The sequence below is a fragment of the Pseudomonas sp. genome, from assembly GCF_050739935.1.
Lineage (GTDB): Bacteria > Pseudomonadota > Gammaproteobacteria > Pseudomonadales > Pseudomonadaceae > Aquipseudomonas.
In genome coordinates, this window is the sequence record NZ_JBOICF010000071.1 from 1 (window position 1) to 26261 (window position 26261).

The following is a 26261-nucleotide window of genomic DNA, read 5'->3' on the forward strand; positions in this document are numbered from 1 at the left end:
TGGCGTCCCCTAGGGGACTCGAACCCCTGTTACCGCCGTGAAAGGGCGGTGTCCTAGGCCACTAGACGAAGGGGACACTGCCTGAAACACCATGGTGTTGTGTTTCAGTTCCAGAATCACATCCGAAGACGTTTCCTGGTTTCACTCAACTTCGCCCTTGAGCAAAGCTGCTTAAAATTGGAGCGGGAAACGAGACTCGAACTCGCGACCCCGACCTTGGCAAGGTCGTGCTCTACCAACTGAGCTATTCCCGCATTGGCGTCCCCTAGGGGACTCGAACCCCTGTTACCGCCGTGAAAGGGCGGTGTCCTAGGCCACTAGACGAAGGGGACACGCTACAACATTCACTGCCTGCCGCGCTATGCTCTGTGCTTTACGCTGCAAGTGGCGCGCATTCTATGGATGGTTGGAGGGGTCGTCAACCCCCCAATGAAAATTTATTCAAATCAATGACTTCGCCCTCTATTTCGGCAATCAGCGGCCGATAGCGATGTAGGCGGAAGCGCTTCTATATAGAGTGGCGCGACCAGCGCCCTTCCCGTGCCAGTGCATAGCCACTACACTCGGCGCAAAATTAACTGATCGAGGTTTGTACGGTGACCCCATCCATTATCACCCTGCTGGTTGTTACAGGCATCGTACTCCTGATCGCGATCGGCTATCTGAATCACGTTGCCGAGAACAAGAAGGTAGAGCGCGCCCGCACGCTGATCGAACTCAACGATCGCCTGCGCCGTTGCAGCGAGTTGTCCGAAACCTTCCCCGGCCAGTTGATGACCCCGGCTCTCAAGCTGCTGCTGGTACGCCTTGAGCTGAACGTGATCAAGCGGCTGATTGCACTGGAGCGACGAAACAACCCAAGTATCCAGGAACGTGAAACCGAGCTGGAAGTGCTGATCGCCCAGGGCGACAACATCAAGATCAACAACCCGGTCAGTCCGATCCAGACCGAAGCCAAGGCCAAGGACGTGCGCTTTCTTCTGGAAGCGATGCATGGACAGGTGACCCGCGCGGCCCACGACGGCTTCCTGCAAACGGCCGAAGCCAAGCACTGGGTTCGCGAGATCCGCAACTTGCTGGTGCTGCTGCACATCGAGTTCTTCAACAACCTGGGGCAGCAAGCGCTGAACCAGGATCAGCCAGGTCAGGCGCGTCTGGCTTTCGAACGCGGTGTTCAGTACCTCAAGAACCAGGCCGAACCTGCGCCGTGGAAATCTCATCTGCAAGCGATGGAACACCAACTGGCTCGGGCCAACGCCATGGTGCTCGACACCATTGCGCCCACCGAAGACGACAACAATGAGTTGACCGAAGGCCTGAAAGTGGTCGAAGCGGACGCCGAATGGAAGAAAAAAGCCATCTACGATTGATGACCGTGGCCACATCGCGAATGAATTCGCTACCACTGTGACGCTGCGTCATGCTCTGCATTTCGCGGCGACACCGGGCTTCTGTCGGAGTGAATTCATTCGCGACGGCTGGCATGACCAATACATCTCTCTCGCCTGATATATCTTTCGCGAATGAATTCGCTCCCACAGTTGAATCTGGCTGAGGCTTCTAACAAAGCACTGCCTTTAACTCAACAGTCGGTCAACTTCAAAAAAATCGCCACCAACGTCTCGATCCCCTCCTGATCCGCTTCGCTGAAGCGCGCCAGACTTGGACTGTCCAGGTCCAGCACCCCAATCAGCCGGCCCTCCTTGACCAACGGCACGACCAGCTCGCTGTTGGATGCGCTGTCGCAGGCGATGTGCCCAGGGAATTCGTGCACATCCAGCACGCGCTGAGTCTCGCGGCTTTGCGCCGCGGTGCCGCAAACTCCTTTGCCAAATGGAATCCGGACGCAGGCGATCTGCCCCTGAAACGGCCCGAGCACCAGCTCCTCATCGCGGTTGAGGTAGAAGCCGGCCCAGTTCAGGTCGTCGAGCTGGGTATAAAGGAACGCCGAAAACTGCGCGGCGTTGGCGATGAAATCGCGCTCGTCGGCCAGCAGAGACTCCAGCTGTGCGGCCAGCAGACGATAGCCGCCCAGGCCCTCTCCGGCTGCTTTCAAATCGATCATGGATGTTGCTCCAGCATTTTCAATCCAACCCAATAACGAGCAAACTGATAGGCACAGCGGCCATTACGGTTGCCGCGCCCGGTCGCCCAGCGCACCGCGAGGATTTCGAGCTCATGATCCCGCTGCCACTGCAACCCTGCCTTGGCGGCCAGCTCGCCGATCCAGTGCTCCACCACATCCAGGAAGTGCTCTTGGGTGAATGGATAAAAGGACAGCCACAGACCGAAACGATCGGACAGGGCAATCTTGTCCTCGACCGCTTCGCTTGGATGAATTTCGCCGTCGTCGCCGCGCTGCCAATGAGCGTTGTCGCTTTCCTTCTCCGGCACCAGATGGCGGCGGTTGGAGGTGGCGTACAACAGCACGTTGTCCGGGGCCTGTTCCAGCGAGCCGTCGAGCACGCTCTTGAGCACGCGGTAATCGCCCTCACCGGATTCGAACGACAGGTCGTCGCAAAACAGCACGAAGCGTTGCGGCAACTTCTGCAATTGCTCGACAACCCGCGGCAGATCGCCCAGATGATCGCGTTCGATCTCGATCAGACGCAGGCCCGCCTTGGCGTGCTCGGCAAGCAGTGCACGAACCAGCGAGGATTTGCCGGTGCCGCGCGAGCCCCAGAGCAACGCGTGGTTGGCAGGCAGACCGTCGATGAATTGCTGGGTGTTGCGGCCCAGTTGCGCGCGCTGTTGATCGACACCGATGAGGTCAGACAGGCGCATGTCCAGGGTGACATCCAACGGCATCAGATAACCGACACGCCCCTCGCGCACCCAGCGCGCAGCCAGCGATCTGTCCCAGTCCACAGGCTCACGCAGGGCTGGCAAAAGAGGCTCGAGTCGCGCGAGAACCGATTCGGCGCGTTCCAGAAATGCATTCAACCGAGAATCCACGATTTCTCCTTGATTTAACTGGTTAAAGCCGGTGTGCGATCAGCTATGCTTGGTCCCGCGACGGACACATGAAGTGCAAGTGCCCTATGGACCAAGCGCCCTTATGGATATACGAATCACCCACCGACTGTCGTACAAACAGGCCCGTTTGACCGTTCTGCTCGGGTTCCTGTTGGGGACCCTGTTCAGCCTGGTGCAAATTGCGATCGATTATGCCAGCGAAGACGCCTCGATCGATCGTGAAATTCGCTCTTTGCTGCAAATCAGTCACAACCCCGCATCACGCATCGCCTACAACATCGACGCAGAGCTCGCGCAAGAGCTGATTTCAGGCTTGCTGCATTCCCCAGCCGTGGTCGGCGCGCGTCTGACCGACAACAACAATGTGCTGCTGGCTGCCGTTTCACGGCCGCTCACGAAAAATCCGTACCGCATGCTCAGCGACTGGCTGTTCGGTGAAAGCCGCCAGTTCGTCGACGTTCTGCACCTGGAGCATATGCCGAATGAAGCCATCGGTATGCTGCAGCTGGATGTCGACACCTTCGCCTTCGGCAGTCACTTCCTGCAACGCGCGGAAATTACGCTGCTCGGCGGCTTTTTCCGCAGCCTGGTGTTTGCCGGGATTCTCATGGGATTGTTTTATCTGACGCTGACCAAGCCCCTGACCGGCGTCATTCGGGCGCTGTCCCGACGAGATTCCCGTAGCCCCAGCCAACTCGCTCTGCCCTGCCCGCCCGGCCATGAAAACGATGAGATCGGCGTGCTGGTACAAGTCACCAATCAACAGTTCGATAACGTTGCCCGTGAATTCGGCCGTCGTCTCGACGCTGAAAACAGCCTGACCGAGCACCTCAACGAACTGGAAAACATGGTTTCCGCCCGCACTCGGGAACTTAAGGCCAGCAACGCCCGCCTCAGCCAGTCCAATGAGGAGTTGCAGATTGCCCGCAGCACCGCACTGGACATGGCCCATGCCCGCTCGGCGTTTCTGGCGCATATGAGTCACGAGATCCGCACGCCGCTCAATGGACTGCTGGGCATGCTGGCGCTGTCGCTGGATGGGCCGTTGAGTGCTGAACAGCGTCAGCAGCTGTCCATTGCTCACGACTCGGGAAAGGTCCTGGTGGAACTACTCAACGATATTCTCGATCTGTCAAAATTCGATGCCGGACAGCTGGAGCTGGAGCACATCCCGTTCGATCTCGGCAGCTTGATCGAGGACACCGCCAACCTGCTGTCGCAGAACGCCGCGCCGAGTGTGGAGCTGACCTGCCTGATCGATCCGCGCTTTCCGACGCTGGTGCTGGGCGACCCGACTCGGGTTCGGCAGATCGTCAGCAATCTGCTGTCCAACGCGCTCAAGTTCACCCGCGTTGGGCGTGTCGACATTCGCCTGAGCCAGCTGGACGACAAGGTCCGCATCGAGGTCTGCGACACAGGCATCGGCATCGCCCAGGACGCCCAGGCAAAAATCTTTCAGCCGTTCACCCAGGCCGAAGCTGCCATCACCCGTCAGTATGGCGGGACCGGGCTGGGCCTCACATTGACGCACAATCTGTGCAAGGCCATGAGCGGGCAGTTGAACATTGAATCCACGGCGGGGGTGGGAAGTCGGTTCTATGCCGATCTGCCCTTGCCTGCGCATACGCCAGCGCCGGTATGGCCGGCGTTGAAGGGCCGGGTAATGGTGGTCAGCGCCAAAGACAGTGGACTGACGGAATTGTTGAGCCGACTCCTGCCGGAATGGGGTATCGACTATCGGCATTTTTCCGCCGATGACCCGCGACAGGATGTGCAACCCGACCTGCTGATCACGGACCGCGCCGAGTGCCTGGCGACCATCCGCCCTGCCACCCGCATCCCCATTCTATTGGTAACCGCTTACGGTAATTTCATCCCCGGCGAACAGGTGATCGCGCTCGCACCGCTGCAACAGCAGGCGCGGCCACTGTCACGCAACGTCCTGCATCAGGCGCTGCAACGTATCCTGCACATTGACGACTCCCTGCCCGGCCGCCCACCAAGCGTGCAGCATGTGCCTCACCGCGCGCGGATCTTGTTGGTGGAAGACAATCCCGTGAATCAGCTCGTGGCCAAGGGCATGCTCAGCAAGCTGGGTTGTGAGGTGGTGGTCTGCAGCCACGGTGCCGAAGCGCTGCAGCAGTTGGAACGCAGCCATTTCGACCTGGTGTTGATGGACTGCAACATGCCGGTGATGGACGGTTATGAAGCCACCCGCCTGATTCGGCAGAAAGGCAAATGGCCGGGTCTGCCGATCATCGCCCTCACCGCCAACGCCATGCCCGAAGAGCGCGAGCACTGCAAGAATGCGGGCATGAACGACTACCTGGCCAAGCCGTTTCATCGCGAGGAATTGCTCAGCCTGTTGGATCAGTGGGCCGCAGCGCCAAGCGTCAGACCTTGAGCGTCACGCTATCCCCGTAGGTGATCTGTTCCGGGGGTGGCGTTCTTCCAAGCGCCGCCTGACTTTATAGGAGCCGGCGTGCTGGCGAACGCGGTATATCGGTCAAATCATCAGTGCCTGACACAGCCGGTTCGCCAGCAAGCCGGCTCCTACAGGTACGCGGCGCTTGTATGAGCCTTGGTTTTTTCCTTGGCACCGACACAAAATACAAGCAGCACGGCCTGCCGGCGTGGCGTTCTTCCAAGCGCCGCCTGCCTCTGTAGGAGCCGGCTGGCGAATGCGGTATATCGGTCAAATCTACAGTGCCTGACACAGCCGGTTCGCCAGCAAGCCGGCTCCTACAGGTACGTGGCGCTTGTATGAGCCTTGGTATTTCCCTGGCACCGAGACAACATACGAGCAGCGCGGCTACGAAGGTTCGACAATCACTTCAAAAGCGCTTCGATGTCCGATTTCAATTCCTCTGGCTTGGTCAGCGGCGCGTAGCGTTTGACCAGCTTGCCGTCCTTGCCGATGAGGAATTTGGTGAAATTCCACTTGATGCGCTGCGAGCCCAGCAAGCCCGGCGCCTGCTGTTTCAATTGCACGAACAACGGATGAGCAGCACTGCCGTTCACGTCGATCTTCTTGAACAAAGGAAAGCTCACCCCATAGTTCAACTCACAGAACTCGGAAATCGCGCCTTCGTTACCCGGTTCCTGTTTGCCGAACTGGTTGCATGGAAAACCCAACACCACCAGCCCACGATCCTTGTAGCTCTGCCACAGATCTTCAAGCCCCTTGTATTGCGGGGTGAAGCCGCACTTGCTGGCGGTATTGACCACTAGAACGGCCTTGCCGGCATAGTCCGCAAGCGTCTTTTGCTCGCCCTTGATGGTCTGCACCGGGATGTTCAGCAAACTTTCGCTCATGACGATGCCTCGAGAAGGATCAAAGCGCCAAATTAGCGCGCTATTGATTGGCGCGCCATTCAATTACACACAGTGATATCGAGGCATCAGGCTTCGCGGGAAACCAGATCCAGACACACCGAGTTGATGCAGTAGCGCAGGCCGGTCGGTGGCGGACCGTCCGGGAACACGTGGCCCAGATGCGCATCGCATTTGGCGCAGACCACTTCGGTGCGGATCATGCCATGGCTGACGTCACGGACCTCCACCACTGCGCTGCCTTCGATGGGCGCATAAAAACTTGGCCAGCCGCAGCCCGAATCGAACTTGGTGGTGGAGTCGAACAGCGCCTCGTTGCAGCAAATACAGTGATAGACCCCATCGGTCTTGGTGCTGTTGTACTTGCCGGTGAAGGGTCGCTCGGTGGCTTTGAGGCGACAGACGTTGTACTGCTCTGGATCGAGCATCTGTTTCCATTCTTCAAGGGTTTTTTCCAGCTTTTCCACGGGTACACCTCCACAACTGAAAAAGCCCGAACTGTGTCTTTTCCACGGATCGGGTGGCACGTATGATTGCGCCTTCGTTAAACGCCAGTCTGTCACCGGCCTTCCAGGCATACAAATTCATTTTGATGGCGTCGTGCTCAGCGGTTCGCGTTCGCCTTGTTTAGCGGATCGTCCATTTTCGGGATCAATCACCATGCAGTTCAGCAAATCGAACAAGCTCGCCAACGTCTGCTACGACATTCGCGGGCCCGTGCTCAAGCACGCCAAGCGCCTGGAAGAGGAAGGCCATCGCATCCTCAAGCTGAACATCGGCAACCCGGCGCCATTTGGTTTCGAGGCGCCGGACGAAATCCTGCAGGACGTGATCCGCAACCTGCCGACCGCACAGGGCTACAGCGACTCCAAAGGCCTGTTCAGCGCGCGCAAGGCGGTGATGCAGTACTACCAGCAGAAGCAGGTCGAAGGGGTCGGCATCGAAGACATCTACCTGGGCAACGGCGTCTCCGAGCTGATCGTGATGTCAATGCAGGCGCTGCTCAACAATGGCGACGAAGTGCTGGTACCGGCGCCCGATTATCCGCTGTGGACCGCTGCCGTAGCGTTGTCCGGTGGCAGCCCGGTGCATTATCTGTGCGACGAGCAGGCTAACTGGTGGCCTGATCTGGACGACATCAAGGCCAAGATCACCCCGAACACCAAGGCCATGGTGATCATCAATCCGAACAACCCGACTGGCGCCGTCTATTCGAAAGAAGTGCTGTTGGGCATGCTGGAAATCGCCCGCCAGCACAACCTGGTGGTGTTCTCCGACGAGATCTACGACAAGATTCTGTACGACGACGCCGTGCACATCTGCACTGCTTCGCTGGCGCCTGACCTGCTGTGCCTGACCTTCAACGGTCTGTCCAAGTCCTATCGTGTGGCGGGTTTCCGCTCTGGCTGGATCGCCATTTCCGGCCCGAAACACAATGCCCATAGCTACATCGAAGGCATCGATATTCTGGCCAACATGCGGCTGTGCGCCAACGTGCCGAGCCAACATGCGATCCAGACCGCCTTGGGTGGGTATCAGAGCATCAATGACCTGATCCTGCCACCGGGCCGCCTGCTGGAGCAGCGCAACCGTACCTGGGAGTTGCTCAACGACATCCCCGGCGTCAGTTGCGTGAAGCCGATGGGTGCGCTGTATGCGTTTCCGCGGATCGACCCGAAAGTCTGCCCGATCCACAACGACGAGAAATTCGCGCTGGACCTGCTGCTCTCGGAAAAGCTGCTGATCGTTCAAGGCACCGCATTCAACTGGCCATGGCCGGACCATTTCCGCGTGGTGACCCTGCCGCGCGTGGATGATCTGGAGCAGGCGATCGGTCGGATCGGCAATTTCCTGAAGTCGTATAAGCAGTAATGCTACTTCTGTAGGAGCCGGCTTGCTGGCGAACGACGGTGGGTCAGTCAACATTTGCGTCACTGACCCACCGTCGTTCGCCAGCAAGCTGGTTCCTACAGTTCCAATCTCCATCCGACAGACTACTTATCGCACTACCCCGCGCGCTCCACGCCAATGGCCCATAATTACCCCATCAACGCAAAACGACACAGTTTGAAATAGTCGCCCGGTTGAATACCCACTGACATCACCTTATATACCCCGCAACACGTTACACATTCTTCACGAGGAGAAATTCCACACCATGATGCGCATCTTGCTGTTTTTGGCCACTAACCTTGCGGTCGTGCTGATTGCCAGCATCACCCTGAGCCTGTTTGGCTTCAATGGGTTCATGGCGGCCAACGGGGTTGATCTCAACCTCAATCAGCTGCTGATCTTCTGCGCCGTATTTGGTTTCGCCGGTTCGCTGTTCTCGCTGTTCATTTCCAAGTGGATGGCAAAGATGAGCACCGGGACTCAGATCATCACCCAACCCCGCACCCGCCATGAACAATGGCTGCTGCAGACCGTAGAACAACTGTCCCGCGAGGCTGGCATCAAGATGCCGGAAGTCGGGATTTTCCCGGCATACGAGGCCAACGCCTTCGCTACCGGCTGGAACAAGAACGACGCTCTGGTGGCTGTCAGCCAGGGCTTGCTGGAGCGTTTCTCGCCCGATGAGGTGAAAGCGGTTCTGGCCCATGAGATCGGCCACGTGTCCAATGGCGACATGGTCACTCTGGCATTGGTCCAGGGCGTGGTGAACACCTTCGTCATGTTCTTCGCGCGGATCATCGGCAACTTCGTCGACAAGGTAATCTTCAAGAACGAAGAAGGCCGCGGCATCGCGTTTTACATCGCGACTATCTTTGCCGAAATCGTGCTGGGCTTTCTGGCCAGCGCCATCGTCATGTGGTTCTCGCGCAAACGCGAATACCGCGCCGATGACGCCGGCGCCCGCCTGGCCGGTACCGGCGCGATGATCAGCGCCTTGCAGCGACTGCGTTCGGAACAAGGCGTTCCGGTGCAGATGCCAGAGAGCCTCACCGCGTTCGGCATCAATGGCGGCTTGAAGCACGGTCTGGCTGGGCTGTTCATGAGCCACCCGGCACTGGAAGACCGTATCGAGGCGCTACGTCGCCGCGGTTGATTCTCCAAGCGGCAGATATGCAGATATAAAGAAAGGGCGACAGAAGTCGCCCTTTTTCTTTTGCCCCAGACATACACATTCGGCCAGCTGACGCGGGATTCTTGTGGGAGCGAATTCATTCGCGATTAGCCAGTACAACCGACACATCCATGTCGACTGTCCTGTTTTTCGCGAATGAATTCGCTCGCCCAGCAAATCAGCCTCGCTCTCGCTTCAGCCATCAGCGCCGAAACATCCGATATGCGCACTCCATCAGCCGCGTAGCGCCAGCCTGCTTGAATTTGGCGCTCTTCTCCAGCACATCCCAGTCGCCCACAAGCTTCACCCGCCATTCCGGAGACAGCAGTTGCTGCACCTCATCTTCGTCCACCGAAAAAGGCGGCCCAGCGACTTGTGACTGGTCGTAATCCAGCGTGATGAGGAGACCGCAGGAGTCCTCGGCCATCAGCCGATTGAGCTGCTGGACATACTGCCAGCGCATTTGCTCAGGCATCGCGATCAGTGCGGCCCGATCGTAAAACGCCGTGCACTCGCCAATGTCCTTAGCTGTCAGGGCGAAAAAGTCGCCGCACCAAATCTCGCACTCGCCGTGGCGGTAGACTTTGAACAGGCCGCGCTCTTCTATCTCGGGCGTCAGCCCGCCTTCGCTGAACCAAGCCGCAACAGCCGTTTCCGAAAGTTCAGCCCCTACCACGTGGAAGCCCTGGTGCAAGAGCCAGTGCATATCGATGGTTTTCCCACACAGGGGCACGAACACCCGCTCGCCCGGCTTTACCGTCAACTGCGGCCAGAACATAACGAGATACCGGTTCACCTCTGACTGATTGAAGCCAATCTGATTGATCGCCCAGCGCTCATGCCAAAACTGCGGCTCCATAAATGCTCCTGATATTTCGATCAAACGGCGCAAAAACTTATATTAGATTTAGATCAATGTCTGCCTGATCATGGCCCTATCTTATACGCTCAGGACACCTGACATGTTCCCTAGCCTGTTCATTTCTCATGGTTCACCCATGCTCGCGCTGGAACCCGGTGCCAGTGGCCCCGCATTGAAGCGCCTGGCCACAGAACTGCCCCGACCCAAAACGATCGTGATCGTCTCGGCGCACTGGGAAAGCAACGAACTGCTGGTTAACGGCAATCCGCAGCCGGAAACCTGGCATGACTTTGGCGGTTTTCCTGCCGCGCTGTTCGCCGTGCAATACCCCGCGCCCGGACAACCGGAGATGACGCGACAGGTGATGGAATTGCTGGGAGCCGCCAACCTGCACGCGTGCATCGATACCCGCCGCCCCTTCGATCACGGGGTATGGGTGCCGTTGTCGTTGATGTATCCGCAGGCGGATATCCCGATCGTGCAGGTTTCCTTACCGACGCGCATGGGGCCGGCCGTGCAGACGCGTGTGGGCCATGCGCTGAATAAGTTGCGTGCACAAGACGTCCTGATCATCGGCTCCGGCAGCATCACCCACAACCTGCGCGAGCTGGATTGGCACGCGGGCCCGGAGAGCATCGAGCCTTGGGCGAGGCAGTTCCGGGACTGGATGGTTGAGAAACTGGCGGCCGACGATGAAGACGCATTGCACGACTATCGCCGCCAGGCCCCCAATGCCGCGCGCAACCACCCCTCCGACGAGCATCTGTTGCCTCTTTATTTCGCGCGGGGTGCTGGGGGTAAATTCAGCGTGGCGCACAAGGGTTTCACCATGGGTGCGTTGGGAATGGACATTTACCGGTTTGGTTGAAGGCTGGTTTCTTTATGCCAATTCCGTGAATGGCGAAGTTCCCTGTAACCGTCCGCGACAGCGCCAGCCGCTAACTACCAAACTCCAGACAAAAAAACCCCCGAACCAGTCGGGGATTTTTTCATTCAGACGATCAGCTCAGCGCCGATCAGTCTTCGCGGTAACGACGCAGTTTCAGCTGCTTGCCGGCAACGCGGGTGTCTTTCAGCTTGGCCAGCAGACGCTCGAGGCCGTCTTCCGGCAGCTCGACGAGGCTGAAGCTGTCACGCACCTGGATGCGACCGATCGCTTCGCGAGCCAGGCCACCTTCGTTGAGGATGGCGCCCAGCAGGTTCTTGGCAGCGATACCGTCACGCGCGCCCAGCGCGGTACGGCAACGAGCGCGGCCTTCAGCCAGCGGCATCGGTGCACGACGCTCACGGTCGCCACGATCAGGACGGTCACCCGACGGACGATCGCCACGCGGCGCACTGTTCGGCACCAGTGGACGTTCTTTCTCAATGGCAGCCAGGGTCAGAGCCTGACCGTTGGTAGCCTTACGCAGCAATCCGGCAGCCAGTGCACGTGGGGTGCAACCGATGTCGGCGGTCAGACGGTCCAGCAAATCGCCATGGCTCGCTTCGGCATCGGCAACCAGCGGCGCCAGGCTGTTGGTCAGTTTCTTGATGCGAGCATCGAGAACGGCTTGCGAGTCCGGCAGGCGAACCTCGGCAACCTTCTGACCGGTCACACGCTCGATCACTTGCAGCATGCGGCGCTCGCGTGGCGTTACCAGCAGCAGCGCACGACCTTCGCGACCGGCACGACCGGTACGGCCGATACGGTGAACGTAGGACTCTGGATCGTACGGCATATCCACGTTGAAAACGTGAGTGATACGCGGAACGTCCAGACCACGGGCAGCAACGTCGGTCGCGACAACGATGTCCAGACGGCCATCTTTCAGCGAGTCGATGACGCGCTCACGCTGGTTCTGGGCGATATCGCCGTTCAGTGCAGCGGCCTTGTAGCCTTTGGCTTCCAGGGCGCTCGCCAGGTCCAGAGTGGCCTGCTTGGTCCGTACGAACATGATCAGGGCGTCGAAATCTTCGACTTCCAGCAGGCTCAGGACGGCAGAGGTCTTCTGGTCAGCGTGAACCAGCAGGTGAGCCTGCTCGATTGCGGTAACGGTCTGGGTCTTGCTCTGGATCTTGACGTGTTTCGGGTCTTTCAGATGACGCTCGGCGATTGCACGGATCGACTGCGGCAGCGTGGCCGAGAACAGTACGGTCTGGCGGGTTTCCGGCATGGCCTTGAAGATGACTTCGAGGTCGTCCATGAAGCCCAGCTTGAGCATTTCGTCAGCTTCGTCGAGAACCAGGTGGTTCACGGTCGCCAGGACTTTTTCGTCACGACGCAGGTGGTCGCACAGACGACCCGGGGTAGCGACGACGATTTGAGCGCCATTGCGGATGGCTTTCAGCTGCGGGCCCATTGGCGCGCCGCCATAGACAGCCACGACGGTCACGCCCGGCATTTGCTTGGCGTAGGTTTCGAAAGCGGTGGCCACTTGCAGGGCCAGTTCGCGGGTCGGCGCGAGGATCAGCGCTTGCGGTTCGCGTTTTGCCGGGTCGATGCGGCTCAGGATAGGCAGTGCGAAGGCCGCGGTTTTACCGGTACCTGTCTGCGCCTGACCGATCATGTCGTGACCGGCAAGAATGATCGGGATCGATTGCTGCTGAATGGCCGAAGGCTCTTCGTAGCCGGTAGCGATAACGGCTGCAACAATATTCGGATGAAGGTCGAGAGCGGCGAAGCCGCCGGTTTCCTGGGTCATGGGTCTGCCTCTGAGTGCATCCGCAAAGACCCATGCTTCAAAGCTGCGCGTGCCGTGTAAGACCCTAGAGTCACCCTGGCTGCTTTGTCGGCGGGGATTTGCGAAAACGTATTGATGAATGGATCGTCAAGGATAGTTCGTGTGGGAACCGGCCTGCGAAGAAGGCTTCGCAAACCCATACCGTGACGAGGGCCCTATGAAAGGCCGGCGCGCACTATACCGGAATTGCCGGAAAAAGTGAGGATTTTTTTCAGTTAAAGAACACCTTACGTCCCTCGGTCACAGGCTTGATGCCCGAGCGGAGTCAGTGACTATTGTTCGAGAGCCCGGTATTACTGGCGGCCGGGCTTAAACGATTCATCTTAGTCCACCTACACCTCACCGACGGACTGGTCATGGCCGAGACAGCCTTAACCTTGGTCAATGGGGTGATGTCCGCCAAAGGGGCCAGCGCGCCGGGATCGAGCACAAGCCCCGCCAGCGGTCATTGAGAGCACGCCTCAGGTCGCTGAGCGTACGGTCTTGATCAGCGGCGACAGTGAATAGCCCAGTTGTGGCGCGAGGGCTTCGGCGCGTTCGATCAGCGCGTCCATGTCCAGCGTCTGGTTCAGATCGGCGGGTACGATGAGAATCACGTTGCCCTCCTTCACCGGCAATTCCCAGTAATGGCGGTGATAAAGGCCTCGCAGCAGCGCCGCGCCCAACGGCTTGCCGTCGTCCGAGGCCCATTGATTGATGATCAGCCAGCCGCCGGGGTTCAGGCGCTGCTGGCATTTTTCCAGAAAGCCCCACGCCAGATGCCCCACCGCGGGGCCGGTGTCGGTGTAGAGGTCGACGAAGATCAGGTCGGCGCTTTCCGCCGTTGGCAGTAACTCCAGGGCATCGCCGATGCGGATGTAAAGCCGCGGATCGTCCGCAAGTCCCATGTATTCCATGGCCAGACGCGGCACGTCCGGGCGCAGTTCGATGGCTTCGACGTCGTCCAGCGGCAGGAACTTGAGACATGCCTGGGTCAGCGTACCAGCGCCAAGCCCCATGAATAGCGCGCTTTCCGGCGCCTCGTGGCACAGCGCGCCGATCAGCATGGCGCGGGTGTAGTCATATTCCAGCCACGCCGGATCAGCCGTGAAGGTGCAGCTCTGCTCGATGGCATCGCCGAACTCCAGAAAGCGATAGTCGTCCACTTCCAGCACGCGGATCATGCCGAAGTCATCGTGAACTTCAGCCAACACGCGCTCTACACGCTCCTCGGTCATTGCTGCTCTCTTGCTATTAGCCAAAGTGATCGGGACAGTTTGTGGGCGTGAATTCGTTCTGGGCGGCACTGCGACAAGAGTGCCAAATACAGCCCACAGATCTCTACAACCTGTCATGTCCATCGCGAATAAATTCGCCCCCACAGTGTCATGCCATGTGGGAAGGCGCGGATTGTCGGCCATGCGGGCCCGGCCGGTCACGCAAATTATCCAGATGAACTGCTAACATGGCCGTCCGATCGCGTTCACTTAGAGTTCACCATGAGCCAACCCTGGAGCCCCGAGAGCTGGCGGAGCCTGCCTATCCAGCAACAACCCCGGTACCCTGACGCAGAGCATGTGCGGCGCGTCGAGCAGACGCTTGGCAGTTATCCGCCGCTGGTATTTGCCGGTGAAGCCCGCGAACTGCGTCGCCAGTTTGCCGAGGTGACCGAGGGGCGGGCGTTCCTGCTGCAAGGTGGCGATTGCGCCGAGAGTTTCTTCGAATTCTCTGCCGCGAAAATCCGCGACACCTTCAAGGTGTTGCTGCAAATGGCGATCGTCATGACCTTCGCGGCGGGCTGCCCGGTGGTCAAGGTCGGACGCATGGCGGGCCAATTCGCCAAACCGCGTTCCTCGAACGACGAAACCGTGGACGGCGTGACCCTGCCGGCCTATCGCGGCGATATCGTCAACGGCATTGGTTTCGACGAGAAAAGCCGCGTACCGGACCCGGATCGCCTGTTGCAGGCCTACCACCAGTCCACCGCAACCCTGAACCTGCTGCGCGCGTTCGCTCAAGGCGGGTTCGCCGATCTGCATCAGGTGCATCAGTGGAACCTGGATTTCATCGCAGGCTCCGCGCTGTCGGAAAAATACAGCCAGCTTGCCGATCGCATCGATGAAACCCTGGCCTTCATGCGCGCCTGTGGCGTGGACACTTCGCCGCAGTTGCGCGAGACCAGCTTCTTCACCGCCCACGAAGCCTTGCTGCTCAATTACGAAGAAGCCTTCGTGCGCCGTGACAGCCTGACCAATGATTTCTACGACTGCTCGGCCCACATGCTGTGGATCGGCGATCGTACACGTCAGTTGGACGGCGCCCATGTCGAGTTTCTGCGCGGTGTGAAAAACCCGATCGGCGTGAAAGTCGGCCCGAGCATGAACACCGACGATCTGATTCGCCTGATCGACATCCTCAACCCGGACAACGATCCGGGCCGCCTGAACCTGATCGCGCGGATGGGCGCCAACAAGGTCGGCGATCATTTGCCGGGGTTGATTCGTGCGGTGGAACGCGAAGGCAAGAAGGTGCTGTGGAGTTCGGATCCGATGCACGGCAACACGGTCAAGGCCAGCAGCGGCTACAAGACCCGTGACTTCGCGCAGATTCTTGGCGAGGTGAAGCAGTTCTTCCAGGTGCATCAGGCGGAAGGCACGTACGCCGGTGGTATCCACATCGAGATGACCGGGCAGAACGTCACCGAATGCATCGGCGGCGCGCGTCCGATTACCGAAGATGGCCTGTCGGACCGTTACCACACCCACTGTGATCCACGGATGAACGCCGATCAGTCGCTTGAACTGGCGTTTTTAATTGCCGAGACGTTGAAGCAGGTGCGGCGATAAGGCACGCGGACTCGTTTTGCCTAGCGCAGGTCAACTGTAGGAGCCGGCTTGCTGACGACCGCGGTGTGTCAGGCGATTCATTGGTAGCTGACCCACCGCATTCGCCAGCAAGTGCTGGCTCCTACAAAGGCCATCTCATCTGTGTGCAGGCCAATAGATGCAGGTATGTAAGTCAGAGGATGTACGTGACGCTGGGAGATCCTTGCACGTCATTCAAAGGTGCTGAAATCCGGCACTGACGAACGCCACTCGTAACCGCGCCGCACTGGCGCGCTGACAATTGATCAACACTTGCGGCAACCCCAGCCAATCGGCCAACTGCCGCAGGTTGGCCGCCAGCGCATGCATACCCTCCTCGTCCAGCCCTGGCTGCTCTTCATGCACGGCATGCACTGCCAGGCGTCCTGCCGCCCGCTCGGCACGCAGATCGATTCGCGCGGCAATGCGTTCCTGATGCAGAAACGGCAACACGTAGTAGCCGTAAACGCGCTTATGGGCTGGCGTGTAGATTTCGAGCCGGTAATGGAAATCGAACAGCCGCTCGGTGCGCGTCCGTTCCCAGATCAATGAATCGAAGGGCGACAACAGGGCACTGGCAGTGACTTTGCGTGGCACCGTGAATTCCGGAAGGGTATACGCGGGCTGTTTCCAGCCGTGCACCTGAATCCGCTGGATCGCACCCTGCTCCACCAACTCGGCCAAACCCGCTCTGGCCGGTGCCGGATCCTGGCGGAAGTAATCGCGGATGTCCTTCTCGGTGCCGACACCCAGTGCCTTGACCGCATGCAGCAGCAGATTGCGTTGGGCATCGGCCTCCATCAGCTCCGGATGGTTGATGATGGCGGACGGCAGCACACGCTCCGGCAAATCGTACAAGCGCTCGAAGCCCCGCCGTCCGGCAACCGTCACTTCACCGGCTGCAAACAGCCATTCCAGTGCAATCTTCTCCGCGCTCCAGTCCCACCAGGGTCCGGCGCGTTCCTGACGGGTGTTGAGCGTGCCCGCCCCCAGTGCTCCCTGCTCACGAACGGCCTGCAGCACGCGGGCAATCGTCGTTTGCTGTTCGCGACCGAATTTGGCCATTTCCTGATAAATGCCTTCGCCCTGAGACGCCCGCTGCATGCGCCAACGCATCAACGGATACAACTCGACCGGCAGCAACGACGCTTCATGCCCCCAGTACTCGAAAAGCTTGCGCTGCCGCCCCTGGCTCCACGCCGCCTGATCCAGCAGCTTTTGCGGGTAATTGCCAAGGCGGGAATACAGCGGAAGGTAGTGCGAACGCACCAACGCGTTGACCGAATCGATCTGCAGCACACCGAGGCGCTCGATCAATTGCGTGACATGACGGGAGGTGACCGTCGCGGGCGGCTGGCGGCCATTGAAACCTTGGGCCGACAGCGCCAGACGACGGGCTTGTTTGATGGATATTTTTTGTTGGGTAGGCTGTTCTGCGGGCATTCAGGACCTCCTGGTCGAACCGCAAAACTACCTGATCCCATTCTGCATTTGTAGCGGCACGGCTTGCGGCGGTGGCGATTTCACGAGCCACCGTCGGCAAGCCGGACTGGCGCAGAGTTTAACTCTCAATGTTTCATCGGATCGTCCCAGAAGGGCCGCTCGATTTCTTCATAGACATCGGCACGACTCAAGCCTATGTCTTTAAGGGCGTCATCGCTCAAGCTGGCCAGCTGAATGCGTTGCTGGTGCAGCTTGCGCCAGCGGCCGATCTGCGCGGTAACGGTGTGCCAGACGCGCTCGATTACCGAGTCACGAGACAGTGTTTTCAGAACCAGTACATAGCCTTTTTGACCTTTCATCATCTTGCCCTCCAAGTGGGGATGGCTAGATTCTCTGCCCGGGATTAAGATCAATCCAACGAATGTTTCTTATGCACTGCATCTGGGAGATTGATGCAATGGCTACCTATCCAAGTATCGACAGCGAACTGTTGCGCACCTTTGTCGCCATCGCCGATCAGGGCGGTTTCACCAAGGCGGGTGAGGTCGTCAACCGCACGCAATCGGCGGTCAGCATGCAGATGAAGCGACTCGAAGATGATGTCGTCCGGCGCCCGTTGTTCCAGAAAGATGGCCGCGCCCTGAACCTGACGGCCGAGGGCCAAGTGTTGCTAGGGTATGCCCGGCGCATCCTGAAACTGCACAGTGAGGTGTTCAACACCCTGCGCGAGCCGCATATGATCGGCACGGTGAAGATAGGCACGCCGGACGATTACGTCATGCGCTTTCTGCCGGGCATCCTGTCGCGTTTCGCCCGGGCCTATCCATTGATTCAGATCGAAGTGCATTGCGAGTCATCGGCGCAGTTGCTGCAACGTCAGGATCTGGACCTGAGCATCGTCACGCGCGAGCCAGGCAAGGAGATCGGACAGATCCTGCGTCAGGAGCGTTTCGTATGGGCTGAGGCCGTGGGCTTCTGCCCACATGAACAAACGCCGATTCCACTGGCGATGTTCAATAGCGACTGCTTCTGCCGGGTATGGGCAAGCAACGCGCTGGACGCAGCGGGTCGTGAATATCGGATGGCGTACACCAGCGCAAGCCTGTCAGCGATCATGGCAGTGGTAAGCGCGGGGCTCGCGGTGACGGCTCAACTGGAAAGCCTGATCACCCCGGACCTGCGCGTTCTCGGTGAAGCTGAAGGGCTGCCACAGCTGCCATCGGCAAGCATCGTCCTGCTGCGCAACCCGAGCACTCCTTCGCCGATCACCGAGTGCCTGGCCGATCACATCGCCGAAGGCTTCAAGCTCTAGAGGTCATCAAACCCTGAAACACAGCATGATCGCGCAGAGCACCAGGAACACACAGAACAGCGAGCGCAGCATACGCTCCGGAAGGCTATGCGCCAGCGCCACGCCCCAACTGATGCTGGCCAGGCCACCGATCGCCAGCGGGACGCCCATCAGCCAGTCGACGTGGCCATGCAGTGCGTAAGTGGTCATGGTGATTGTTGTACTGGGCGCCGCAAGGGCCAGTGCAAGACCTTGGGCAGTCACTTGGGTCGCACCGAAGAAACCGGTCAGAATCGGTGTCGCGATCACTCCGCCGCCGACCCCGAACAGGCCGGCCGTGACCCCGGAACCCAGCCCCAACACCCACAGCCATTTGCTATGACGCAACTGGGCATCGGCATTGCCTTTGCGCCAGTACATCTGGATCAGATTGAACAGCGTCAGCACGATGAGGAAACCGACGAAGGCGATACGCATGCTATGGGCATCGACACGCACAGCCCATAACGAGGTCAGCCAGGAAACCGTGAAGCTCGGCACGATCAGCATCATGGCATTGCGTACGGAAATACGATTGCGCTGGTTGTAGCGCCATAACGCCAACAGCACGTTGGGCAACACCATCAGCAATGCCGTGCCCTGGGCCAGTTGCTGATCCAGGCCGAAAAGCACGCCCAGTGCGGGAATCGCGACCAGCCCGCCGCCAATCCCGAACAGCCCGCCCAACGTGCCCATGGCCGCGCCAAGCAGCAGATACATCACAACATCAACGATCACACCCGGTCCTCTATTCGATTCTGCGCGCATGCTACGCAGTCAGGCGGGTCGAGGAAATCCACAGACGGCCAATAACATCAAAGAAGGGTGATGATTTTTTGATTCACGAAGGGTGTTTCGTCTTTCAAACGGCTCGCATGAGCCGACGATAGAACGTAATCGCAGAACCGATTACCGAAATTATCTGGTGCATTAAAGATCAGAGCACTAAATTAGTGATCACTTCCGATCCACCGAGGACTTTCCCATGAACGCCGACGAGAGCACCAACACCGCTGGCGCTGGCAGCTGCGAGAACCTGCTGCTGGATAACCAGCTGTGTTTCGCCCTGTACTCCACGTCACTGATGATGACCAAGGTTTACAAGCCCCTGCTTCAGGAGCTGAACCTGACCTACCCGCAGTACCTGGCCATGCTGGTGTTGTGGGAAGGCGATGGGCTGACCGTGGGAGAAGTCAGTACGCGATTGCTGACGGATCCTGGTTCCTTGACCCCGCTGCTCAAGCGTCTGGAAGTCGAAGGCCTGATTAGCCGCACCCGCAGCAAGGAAGACGAGCGCGTGGTGCTGCTGCATCTGACCGAACAAGGCAAAGCCCTGTACGACAAGGCTCAGAGCATCCCGCAGTGCATCCTTGGGGCGAGCGGGATCACCGTCGAGCAGCTAAAAGCGCTGCAAAAGGATCTGCTGGGGTTGCGCGGGAATCTGCACGACAGCCTTTGACACGCTTCTTTGCTCTACCCAGGCCAGCCTTGTTGCTGGCCTTTTTGTTTTCGGGAAATCGTTCTATCCCCCTTGGGCTGCAACGCTGCCCCGTAGCGGCATGGCCTGCCAGTAGAGCCCGTGAGATCGCTTCTGCCGACGAGCGAACTGCCACAGCGGATCGTCTGTCAGAAAAAAGGCCTGGACTGCGCAAGTTTTTTATCGATTCAAATCAATAGGTTGAAGCAAACGGGTCGCTTGAATGGTGGAGGTTCAAGAAAATTGCTGAAATTTATATTGCGCGCTAAACATTAGCGCAGTACATTTCATTTCACTTACTTAGCGCGCAAACATTTAGCGCTAAGAAAAACAGCCTTTCAACCAACCCATCAAGTGAGGAAATATCATGCAAGCTCTCTACACAGCAGTCGCAACCGCAACCGGTGGCCGTGATGGTCGTGCTGTTTCTAGCGACAAGATTCTCGACGTGAAACTGGCCACCCCGAAAGAACTGGGCGGCGCCGGTGGTGAAGCGACCAACCCTGAGCAACTGTTCGCAGCCGGCTACTCGGCCTGCTTCATCGGCGCGCTGAAATTCGTCGCCGGTCAGAGCAAGCGCAGCATCCCTGCCAACGCGTCGATCACTGCCCATGTCGGCATCGGCCAGATCCCTGGCGGTTTCGGTCTGGACATCGACCTGAACATCAACTTGCCGGGCCTGGATCAAGCCGACGCCCAAGCGCTGGTCGACGCGGCTCATCAGGTCTGCCCTTACTCCAACGCCACCCGCGGCAACGTTGACGTACGTTTGCACGTAACCGTCTAAACTCAATGCCGCTGAGGCCAAGGAGAAGAACATGAACACTTTCGGCAAAATTCTGGCGGGCTCGCTCCTCGCTTTGTCCATCAGCAACGCTTTCGCCGCGACAGACACGGGCGTTGAGCACAACACTCAAGCATTTCTGGATGCCCTGAACTCGGGCACTGGCAAACCCATCGAGCAGCTCTCGCCCAAAGATGCTCGGGCTGTGCTGACCGGGGCTCAGGCGGGGGTCAAGTTGACCCTGCCAAAAGCCGATGTCAGCCAGAAGACCATTTCGGTCGACGGCCAGAGCATCAGCCTGACCATCGTGCGTCCGGCTGACGTGAAAGGCACCTTGCCCGTGTTCATGTACTTCCATGGTGGCGGCTGGGTGCTGGGCGATTACCCGACCCACGAGCGTCTGGTGCGCGATCTGGTAGAGGGGTCCGGTGCAGTGGCGGTGTTCGTCAACTACACCTCTTCACCTGAAGCGCACTATCCGACGGCGATCAATCAGGCCTATGCGGCGACCAAATGGGTGGCCGAGCACGGCAAGGAAATCAACGTCGATGGCAAGCGCCTGGCGGTGGCGGGCAATAGCGTCGGCGGCAACATGGCGGCGGTGGTCAGCCTGATGGCCAAAGACAAAGGCACCCCGGCGATTCGCTACCAGGTGCTGCTGTGGCCGGTGACCGATGCCAACTTCGATACCGGCTCCTATGACCAGTTCGCCGAGGGTCACTTCCTCACTCGCAACATGATGAAGTGGTTCTGGGACAACTACACCACCGATCCGAAGCAACGCGCGGAGATCTACGCCTCGCCGCTGCGTGCGACGACCGATCAGCTGAAGGGCCTGCCACCTGCGTTGGTGCAGACCGCCGGTGCCGACGTGCTGCGCGACGAAGGTGAAGCCTACGCTCGCAAGCTGGATCAGGCAGGTGTGCCAGTGACCGCGGTTCGCTACAACGGCATGATTCACGACTACGGGCTGCTGAATGTGGTCAGCCAGGTGCCGGAAGTGCGGTCGGCGATGTTGCAGGCTTCGCAAGAGCTGAAGGTTCATTTGAAGTAAGCGTAAATCGAAACCGGTTCGATCATCATCGACCAGGATGTGTAGGAGCCCGCTTGCAGGCAAACGCGGTAGGCCAGTCGATATTTTCACAGCTGAGCCGACGCGTTCGCCAGCGAGCCGGCTCCTACAAACGCGGCGCCAATCCACCGCCCACAAAAAAGCCCGACTCAATGGTCGGGCTTTTTCGTATCCGGCGTTACACAAGCAGTGCTTATTTAGCACGACCTTTGTAGGAACCGCCTTCACGGGTATCGATCTCGATCTTGTCACCGATTTCGATAAAGTCAGCCACTTGCAACTCAGTACCGTTGCTCAGTTTGGCAGGCTTCATGACTTTGCCCGAAGTGTCGCCACGAGCAGAACCTTCGGTGTAGTCGACTACACGTACGATGGTGGTCGGCAGTTCAACGGAAACCAGACGCTCTTCGAAGAAGATAGCTTCGCAGACGTCGGTCATGCCTTCTTCAACGAAAGGCAGAACGGCTTCGATGTCTTCGGCGTTCAGTTCGTACATGGTGTAGTCGGTGGTGTCCATGAACGTGTAGGAGTCACCGCTGATGAAAGACAGGGTGGCTTCTTTACGGTCCAGGATCACGTCGTCCAGCTTGTCGTCGGCGCTGTAGACGGTTTCAGTCTTGTAGCCGGTCAGCAGGTTTTTCAGCTTGGTCTTCATGATCGCGCTGTTACGGCCCGACTTGGTGAATTCAGCTTTCTGAACCAGCCAAGGATCGTTGTCGATACGGATCACGGTGCCGGGTTTAAGCTCTTTACCAGTTTTCATTACGAGTATCCGAATTTGGATTGAAGTTCTATCTAAGCCCTGTACGAAAAGCCACTTTTCGTACAGGGCTTAATACAAGGCCGCGTATCATATCCAATTCCGGTGAAACTGTACCAGCGCAGTCGTCAGATCGTCCTGCAAGGCCCGTTCCAGACACCAGCACTCGGCATGACTGGCCAGCTCGTCGCGGTGTTTTTCCAGCGCGCTCCAGCTTTGAGACATGTCCTGTCCGGCATTCCAGTTGTGCCAGACCTCGGTCAGCGCACGCCCCGCATCCTCGGACAACCCCGCCAGATACAACTCCAGAAAGGCATCGAGCTTGGCCCAATGAGCATCGTCGTCCTGCTCATAGATGTGCCAGATCAGCGGTCGGCCGGCCCATTGCGCGCGCACGAACGAGTCTTCGCCACGTACCACGTTGAAGGTGCAGCACCACAGCAGCAGGTCGTAGTCTTCCTGGCGCACGAAAGGCAGCACCTGGATCGTCAGCCTGCCGCGTGTATGCACCGCCCCCGCTTGCAGGCCCTCAACACCTAGCCAGCGCTCCACATCGCCGATGATGCGTCCTTCCGGCACCAACAGATGAGTGGGGCGTGCCTCCTGAGCCAGGTAATCCAGCCACGAACCCAATCCGGCGTGTTCGTAGGCGAACAATGAAATCAGGCGCGCGTCAGGCTTCGGATAAATCCCCAGCCCCGCAAGAAAGGCTTGTCGCGTCTCGGGGTTGTGCTCAAAGGCGTGGCGGCGCTCGATGAGCCCCGCTTCGCGCAGCAGACCGCCGGTCGAGGTTCTGAACCCCGGAAAGAAGAAGAACTTTTGAATGCCGCTCGATTGCAGCGAAGGCAGGCCGTGGCAACCCGTGACCCATTCCTCGGCGCTGAGGTACTCCAAATTCAGCCACAACGGGCGCGGGTTGCGCGCTTTTATGGCCTCTATATACGCCGCCGGCAGGTGGCAGGCGAACGCCTCGATCACCACATCGGCGGGTTCAGCGGGCTGCCAGTCCTTAGGCCAGAAACACACTTGAACGCCGTCATGCCACTGCTGACCGGCCTGCGCGTCGGCGCCGGGGCACAGGCGCACGAATGCGGCCAGATCATCGATCCACAGGCGCACGTTCATGTCATGCTCGGCGACCAGCTGTCGGGCCAGACGAAAGGTCACGCCCACATCGCCGAAGTTATCCACGACGGTACAGAAAATATCCCAAGAGGCTTTCATCCGGGCTCCCTGAGGATGTTCAAAAAAGCGGATTGTCCTTCATAACGCCGCACAATCACCAGCCCCGGTCGTGCGACAATCCGCGCCATCGACACTGTGCAAGTCAGGAGTCTGCCATGCCCGTCAATCATCGTGAGATGTCCGTCAACCTGCGTCCATTAACAATGGCAATGTCCATCGCCGCTGGCATCTGGCTTGGTTTTCTGGCCGTGGTGTTCACCGTCTGGCTGATCTATAAAGCGCTGCCTGCCGAGCAGGCTCAGGCTGTGAACAACGCAGCCGCGCAACTGACGACGCCGCCAGCAGCCAGGTCAAAGCCGGAAAGTGACAACCCGATGTTCGATCAGTATCGGCAAATCCTGCGCGACAGCGAGGCACGTCAGGCCGAAGAAGCCGAGCAGGCCGACCGGCAGCGCAGCTTCAACGGCCCCAAATGCCAGTTCTGGATGCAGCAGAACCAGACCGCGCCCAGCGAGAAAAGCCGCGCCGCGATCTATCAGTTCTGCGGCTGAATAGTTGGACGAGACCCACCGCCTACATGAAAACGCAATCGTGAACAAACAACAGGTCCTGCAACGAATCATCGAAAAACTCGACATCGATCTGGACGTCGCCATTCGCGCCGCGCAAACCGCGTACGAAACCGCGACCCACGAAGAAAACATCGCCGAGAACAAGTACGACACCCTGGGCCTGGAAGCCTCCTATCTGGCAGCCGGGCAGGCGCGTCGGGTAGAAGAAATTCGCCAATCACTGGCGCTGTATCGGCAGCTTGTCCTCAAGCCGTTCGATGATGCGCGCGGCATTCAATCAGGCGATCTGATCGTGCTCGAATCGGCCAGCGGCGTGGAGCAGCACCTGTTTCTCGGCCCGGACGCGGCGGGCCTGAAGATTCACGTCGATCATACCCTGATCACCGTCATTACTCCCCGCGCGCCGCTGGGGCAGAACCTGCTCGGCAAGTTCGAGGGCGATGAGCTGGAGATCAGCGTGAACGGCGGCCGACAATCTTTCGAGGTCTCGCGCGTACTGTGATCCGTTGATCATTTGCAGGGTTGAAGGCTCCGACTTTTTGTGGGTATGGTGCACAGTCGCACGACAAACGGTACGCCCGGAATATGGAGCCGGGCACACGGATTTAACCAAGGAGATATTTCATGACGAACGTCATTACCTTCCCTGACGCCCATGAACGTGATCGCCTCAAGTCCAGTGACCACAAAGGGTTGAGATACCTGAACAAGAAAGAGCGACAACTGATCGACTGCCTGCGTATGACCAGCCACGCGGGCCGTCAATATGTGTACGACTACGCCAATATCATGCACCGGTCCAAACCGCTGTACCCCGATCAAGAGGATTGACGCCTCAAGAATCGGGCTGACATTCCGAGGACACTCACTCCATAGCCACGGCTTGCCAGCGCCGGATTTCCCGCCAATTCGCATGGTAATCGCGAACCGGTGCCGGCGTGCTGGCGAATGCGGTGGATCAGTGATGCAGATGTTGATTGACCCACCGCCGTTCGCCAGCAAGCCGGCTCCTACAATTGAACGGTATTCCAGGCTAAGCCCCAAACAGTCTTCATTGCTCGCGCGCGTTCAGCGCAGGTTCAGTACAAAGCTCGCAAGCACGCGCTTATAGTGGGGCACTGTTTTTTGTCTGCGAGAACGCCCCATGCCTGTCGTCACGCCTGAAACCGCTGCTCCCGCCTCAGCCGCGCCCGCCAAGGCCGATCACCTGCGTTTCCATAAAGGTCACGCGCATCTGGGACCGACGTTTGGTAACGATGCCTTTGCCCTGAAGGCCGAAGCGTTCGCCCGTTTCTTCGGCACGCCGACCTTCCTCGGTGCGCAAACCCTGATCGTGCTGCTGTGGGTGGGCGCCAACCTCAGCGGCCTGGTCAAGTTCGACGTCTACCCTTTCATCCTGCTCAACCTGGCGTTCAGTCTGCAATCGGCCTACGCCGCGCCGCTGATCCTGCTGGCGCAGACCCGCCAGGCCGCACGGGACAAGGCCAGTTCGGACGCCGACGCGCAGCATCGCGAAGCGCTGGCGGTAGCCAATGAAGAACGCATGGCACGCGCCGCGCAGAACACCGCACAAATGCTCGAACTGCTGGAACAGAACACCCGCCTGACCGAAATGACCAAGGTGCTGACCGAACGCGTCGAAGCCCTGACTGCAGACATGCACAAGCATTTCGTGAAGAAGGACGGGCATGCCTGACCCCGCACAGACGTACTGCTGCATCCCTTGCAGATGACCGCTTTAGCCACTAAGTGGACATTTATGATATTGCGATCATCATAAAAGCACCGGATTATGCCCGTAATTTTCTCTCATCCGACAACCCGCCGGATGCCCCTC

At 58.9% G+C, this 26261-nt stretch carries 26 protein-coding genes and 3 tRNA genes; 14 read left to right on the forward strand and 15 right to left on the reverse strand.

Going from position 1 to position 26261, the window contains the following annotated elements:
- The 3 genes from ACRER8_RS14345 to ACRER8_RS14355 form a co-directional block, all read right to left on the reverse strand.
- A tRNA-Glu gene (locus tag ACRER8_RS14345) sits at positions 1 to 76 on the reverse strand.
- A 102-nt stretch (positions 77 to 178) separates the two neighbouring features.
- Positions 179 to 254, reverse strand: a tRNA-Gly gene (locus ACRER8_RS14350).
- A gap of 2 nt (positions 255 to 256) precedes the next feature.
- Positions 257 to 332: transfer RNA gene (locus ACRER8_RS14355), tRNA-Glu, on the reverse strand.
- Positions 333 to 596: 264 nt separating this feature from the next.
- Here ACRER8_RS14355 and ACRER8_RS14360 point away from each other — a divergent pair.
- Positions 597 to 1370 (forward strand): hypothetical protein, encoded by a 774-nt coding sequence (locus ACRER8_RS14360; RefSeq protein ID WP_431746906.1) that lies wholly within the window; start codon positions 597 to 599, stop codon positions 1368 to 1370.
- 212 nt (positions 1371 to 1582) lie between these two features.
- Here ACRER8_RS14360 and ACRER8_RS14365 read toward each other — a convergent pair whose 3' ends face one another.
- Entirely contained in the window at positions 1583 to 2065 is a 483-nt protein-coding gene (locus ACRER8_RS14365; protein WP_431746907.1) for a GAF domain-containing protein, read from the reverse strand.
- Entirely contained in the window at positions 2062 to 2955 is an 894-nt protein-coding gene (locus tag ACRER8_RS14370; RefSeq protein WP_431746908.1) for an ATP-binding protein, read from the reverse strand. Before ACRER8_RS14370 ends, ACRER8_RS14365 begins: the two co-directional genes overlap by 4 nt.
- A gap of 103 nt (positions 2956 to 3058) precedes the next feature.
- Here ACRER8_RS14370 and ACRER8_RS14375 point away from each other — a divergent pair, with 103 nt between their 5' ends.
- Positions 3059 to 5380: a response regulator gene (locus tag ACRER8_RS14375; RefSeq protein ID WP_431746909.1), complete on the forward strand. Its 2322-nt coding sequence runs from the start codon at positions 3059 to 3061 to the stop codon at positions 5378 to 5380.
- A 425-nt stretch (positions 5381 to 5805) separates the two neighbouring features.
- Here ACRER8_RS14375 and ACRER8_RS14380 read toward each other — a convergent pair whose 3' ends face one another.
- The gene (locus ACRER8_RS14380; RefSeq protein ID WP_431746910.1) at positions 5806 to 6291 is read right to left on the reverse strand and encodes a glutathione peroxidase; all 486 of its coding nucleotides are present in this window, start codon (positions 6289 to 6291) and stop codon (positions 5806 to 5808) included.
- Between the two features lie 86 nt (positions 6292 to 6377).
- Positions 6378 to 6776, reverse strand: a complete 399-nt coding sequence (msrB, locus tag ACRER8_RS14385; RefSeq protein WP_431746911.1) for a peptide-methionine (R)-S-oxide reductase MsrB — start codon at positions 6774 to 6776, stop codon at positions 6378 to 6380.
- Positions 6777 to 6969: 193 nt separating this feature from the next.
- Here msrB and ACRER8_RS14390 point away from each other — a divergent pair, with 193 nt between their 5' ends.
- Positions 6970 to 8181, forward strand: a complete 1212-nt coding sequence (locus tag ACRER8_RS14390; protein ID WP_431746912.1) for a pyridoxal phosphate-dependent aminotransferase — start codon at positions 6970 to 6972, stop codon at positions 8179 to 8181.
- A 286-nt stretch (positions 8182 to 8467) separates the two neighbouring features.
- Positions 8468 to 9355 carry a protease HtpX gene (gene htpX / locus ACRER8_RS14395; protein WP_431746913.1) on the forward strand — a complete coding sequence of 296 codons (888 nt, stop codon included), beginning with the start codon at positions 8468 to 8470 and terminating at the stop codon, positions 9353 to 9355.
- A gap of 220 nt (positions 9356 to 9575) precedes the next feature.
- Here the strand turns inward: htpX and ACRER8_RS14400 are convergent, their stop codons facing one another.
- A complete protein-coding gene (locus ACRER8_RS14400; protein WP_431746914.1) occupies positions 9576 to 10232 on the reverse strand; it encodes a thiopurine S-methyltransferase in 657 nt (218 codons plus the stop codon).
- Between the two features lie 103 nt (positions 10233 to 10335).
- On the opposite strand from ACRER8_RS14400, the gene ACRER8_RS14405 reads away from it, so the two are divergent.
- A complete protein-coding gene (locus ACRER8_RS14405) occupies positions 10336 to 11103 on the forward strand; it encodes a DODA-type extradiol aromatic ring-opening family dioxygenase (RefSeq protein WP_431746915.1) in 768 nt (255 codons plus the stop codon).
- 148 nt (positions 11104 to 11251) lie between these two features.
- Here the strand turns inward: ACRER8_RS14405 and ACRER8_RS14410 are convergent, their stop codons facing one another.
- A complete protein-coding gene (locus tag ACRER8_RS14410; RefSeq protein WP_431746916.1) occupies positions 11252 to 12919 on the reverse strand; it encodes a DEAD/DEAH box helicase in 1668 nt (555 codons plus the stop codon).
- Between the two features lie 500 nt (positions 12920 to 13419).
- On the reverse strand, positions 13420 to 14175 hold the full coding sequence (locus tag ACRER8_RS14415; protein WP_431746917.1) for a spermidine synthase: 756 nt from the start codon (positions 14173 to 14175) through the stop codon (positions 13420 to 13422).
- Positions 14176 to 14436: 261 nt separating this feature from the next.
- On the opposite strand from ACRER8_RS14415, the gene ACRER8_RS14420 reads away from it, so the two are divergent.
- Complete coding sequence (locus tag ACRER8_RS14420; RefSeq protein ID WP_431746918.1) at positions 14437 to 15783, forward strand: class II 3-deoxy-7-phosphoheptulonate synthase; 1347 nt, start codon at positions 14437 to 14439, stop codon at positions 15781 to 15783.
- Between the two features lie 213 nt (positions 15784 to 15996).
- On the opposite strand, the gene ACRER8_RS14425 is transcribed toward ACRER8_RS14420, so the two are convergent.
- Positions 15997 to 17244 carry a winged helix-turn-helix domain-containing protein gene (locus ACRER8_RS14425; RefSeq protein ID WP_431746919.1) on the reverse strand — a complete coding sequence of 416 codons (1248 nt, stop codon included), beginning with the start codon at positions 17242 to 17244 and terminating at the stop codon, positions 15997 to 15999.
- Positions 17245 to 17369: 125 nt separating this feature from the next.
- Positions 17370 to 17603, reverse strand: coding sequence for a DUF1127 domain-containing protein (locus ACRER8_RS14430; RefSeq protein WP_431746962.1), 234 nt, complete (start codon positions 17601 to 17603; stop codon positions 17370 to 17372).
- A gap of 98 nt (positions 17604 to 17701) precedes the next feature.
- Between ACRER8_RS14430 and ACRER8_RS14435 the strand changes: the two genes are divergently transcribed.
- Positions 17702 to 18556: a LysR substrate-binding domain-containing protein gene (locus tag ACRER8_RS14435; protein ID WP_431746920.1), complete on the forward strand. Its 855-nt coding sequence runs from the start codon at positions 17702 to 17704 to the stop codon at positions 18554 to 18556.
- Between the two features lie 6 nt (positions 18557 to 18562).
- Here ACRER8_RS14435 and ACRER8_RS14440 read toward each other — a convergent pair whose 3' ends face one another.
- On the reverse strand, positions 18563 to 19294 hold the full coding sequence (locus tag ACRER8_RS14440; protein ID WP_431746963.1) for a sulfite exporter TauE/SafE family protein: 732 nt from the start codon (positions 19292 to 19294) through the stop codon (positions 18563 to 18565).
- Between the two features lie 265 nt (positions 19295 to 19559).
- Between ACRER8_RS14440 and ACRER8_RS14445 the strand changes: the two genes are divergently transcribed.
- From ACRER8_RS14445 to ACRER8_RS14455, 3 genes are all read left to right on the forward strand, one after another.
- Complete coding sequence (locus ACRER8_RS14445; RefSeq protein ID WP_431746921.1) at positions 19560 to 20033, forward strand: MarR family winged helix-turn-helix transcriptional regulator; 474 nt, start codon at positions 19560 to 19562, stop codon at positions 20031 to 20033.
- A 385-nt stretch (positions 20034 to 20418) separates the two neighbouring features.
- Positions 20419 to 20838, forward strand: coding sequence for an organic hydroperoxide resistance protein (locus ACRER8_RS14450; protein WP_431746922.1), 420 nt, complete (start codon positions 20419 to 20421; stop codon positions 20836 to 20838).
- Positions 20839 to 20869: 31 nt separating this feature from the next.
- The gene (locus tag ACRER8_RS14455) at positions 20870 to 21889 is read left to right on the forward strand and encodes an alpha/beta hydrolase (RefSeq protein ID WP_431746923.1); all 1020 of its coding nucleotides are present in this window, start codon (positions 20870 to 20872) and stop codon (positions 21887 to 21889) included.
- Between the two features lie 211 nt (positions 21890 to 22100).
- Here ACRER8_RS14455 and ACRER8_RS14460 read toward each other — a convergent pair whose 3' ends face one another.
- Positions 22101 to 22670, reverse strand: coding sequence for an elongation factor P (locus tag ACRER8_RS14460; protein ID WP_431746924.1), 570 nt, complete (start codon positions 22668 to 22670; stop codon positions 22101 to 22103).
- 87 nt (positions 22671 to 22757) lie between these two features.
- Positions 22758 to 23891: an elongation factor P maturation arginine rhamnosyltransferase EarP gene (gene earP, locus ACRER8_RS14465; protein ID WP_431746925.1), complete on the reverse strand. Its 1134-nt coding sequence runs from the start codon at positions 23889 to 23891 to the stop codon at positions 22758 to 22760.
- Positions 23892 to 24007: 116 nt separating this feature from the next.
- Between earP and ACRER8_RS14470 the strand changes: the two genes are divergently transcribed.
- The 4 genes from ACRER8_RS14470 to ACRER8_RS14485 all read left to right on the forward strand — a co-directional run bounded on the left by ACRER8_RS14470 (position 24008) and on the right by ACRER8_RS14485 (position 26120).
- Positions 24008 to 24403, forward strand: coding sequence for a hypothetical protein (locus ACRER8_RS14470; protein ID WP_431746926.1), 396 nt, complete (start codon positions 24008 to 24010; stop codon positions 24401 to 24403).
- A 40-nt stretch (positions 24404 to 24443) separates the two neighbouring features.
- Positions 24444 to 24926: a GreA/GreB family elongation factor gene (locus ACRER8_RS14475; protein ID WP_431746927.1), complete on the forward strand. Its 483-nt coding sequence runs from the start codon at positions 24444 to 24446 to the stop codon at positions 24924 to 24926.
- Between the two features lie 122 nt (positions 24927 to 25048).
- Positions 25049 to 25255 carry a hypothetical protein gene (locus ACRER8_RS14480; RefSeq protein ID WP_110950801.1) on the forward strand — a complete coding sequence of 69 codons (207 nt, stop codon included), beginning with the start codon at positions 25049 to 25051 and terminating at the stop codon, positions 25253 to 25255.
- A 313-nt stretch (positions 25256 to 25568) separates the two neighbouring features.
- Positions 25569 to 26120: a DUF1003 domain-containing protein gene (locus tag ACRER8_RS14485; protein WP_431746928.1), complete on the forward strand. Its 552-nt coding sequence runs from the start codon at positions 25569 to 25571 to the stop codon at positions 26118 to 26120.
- Positions 26121 to 26261: the final 141 nt, after the last annotated feature.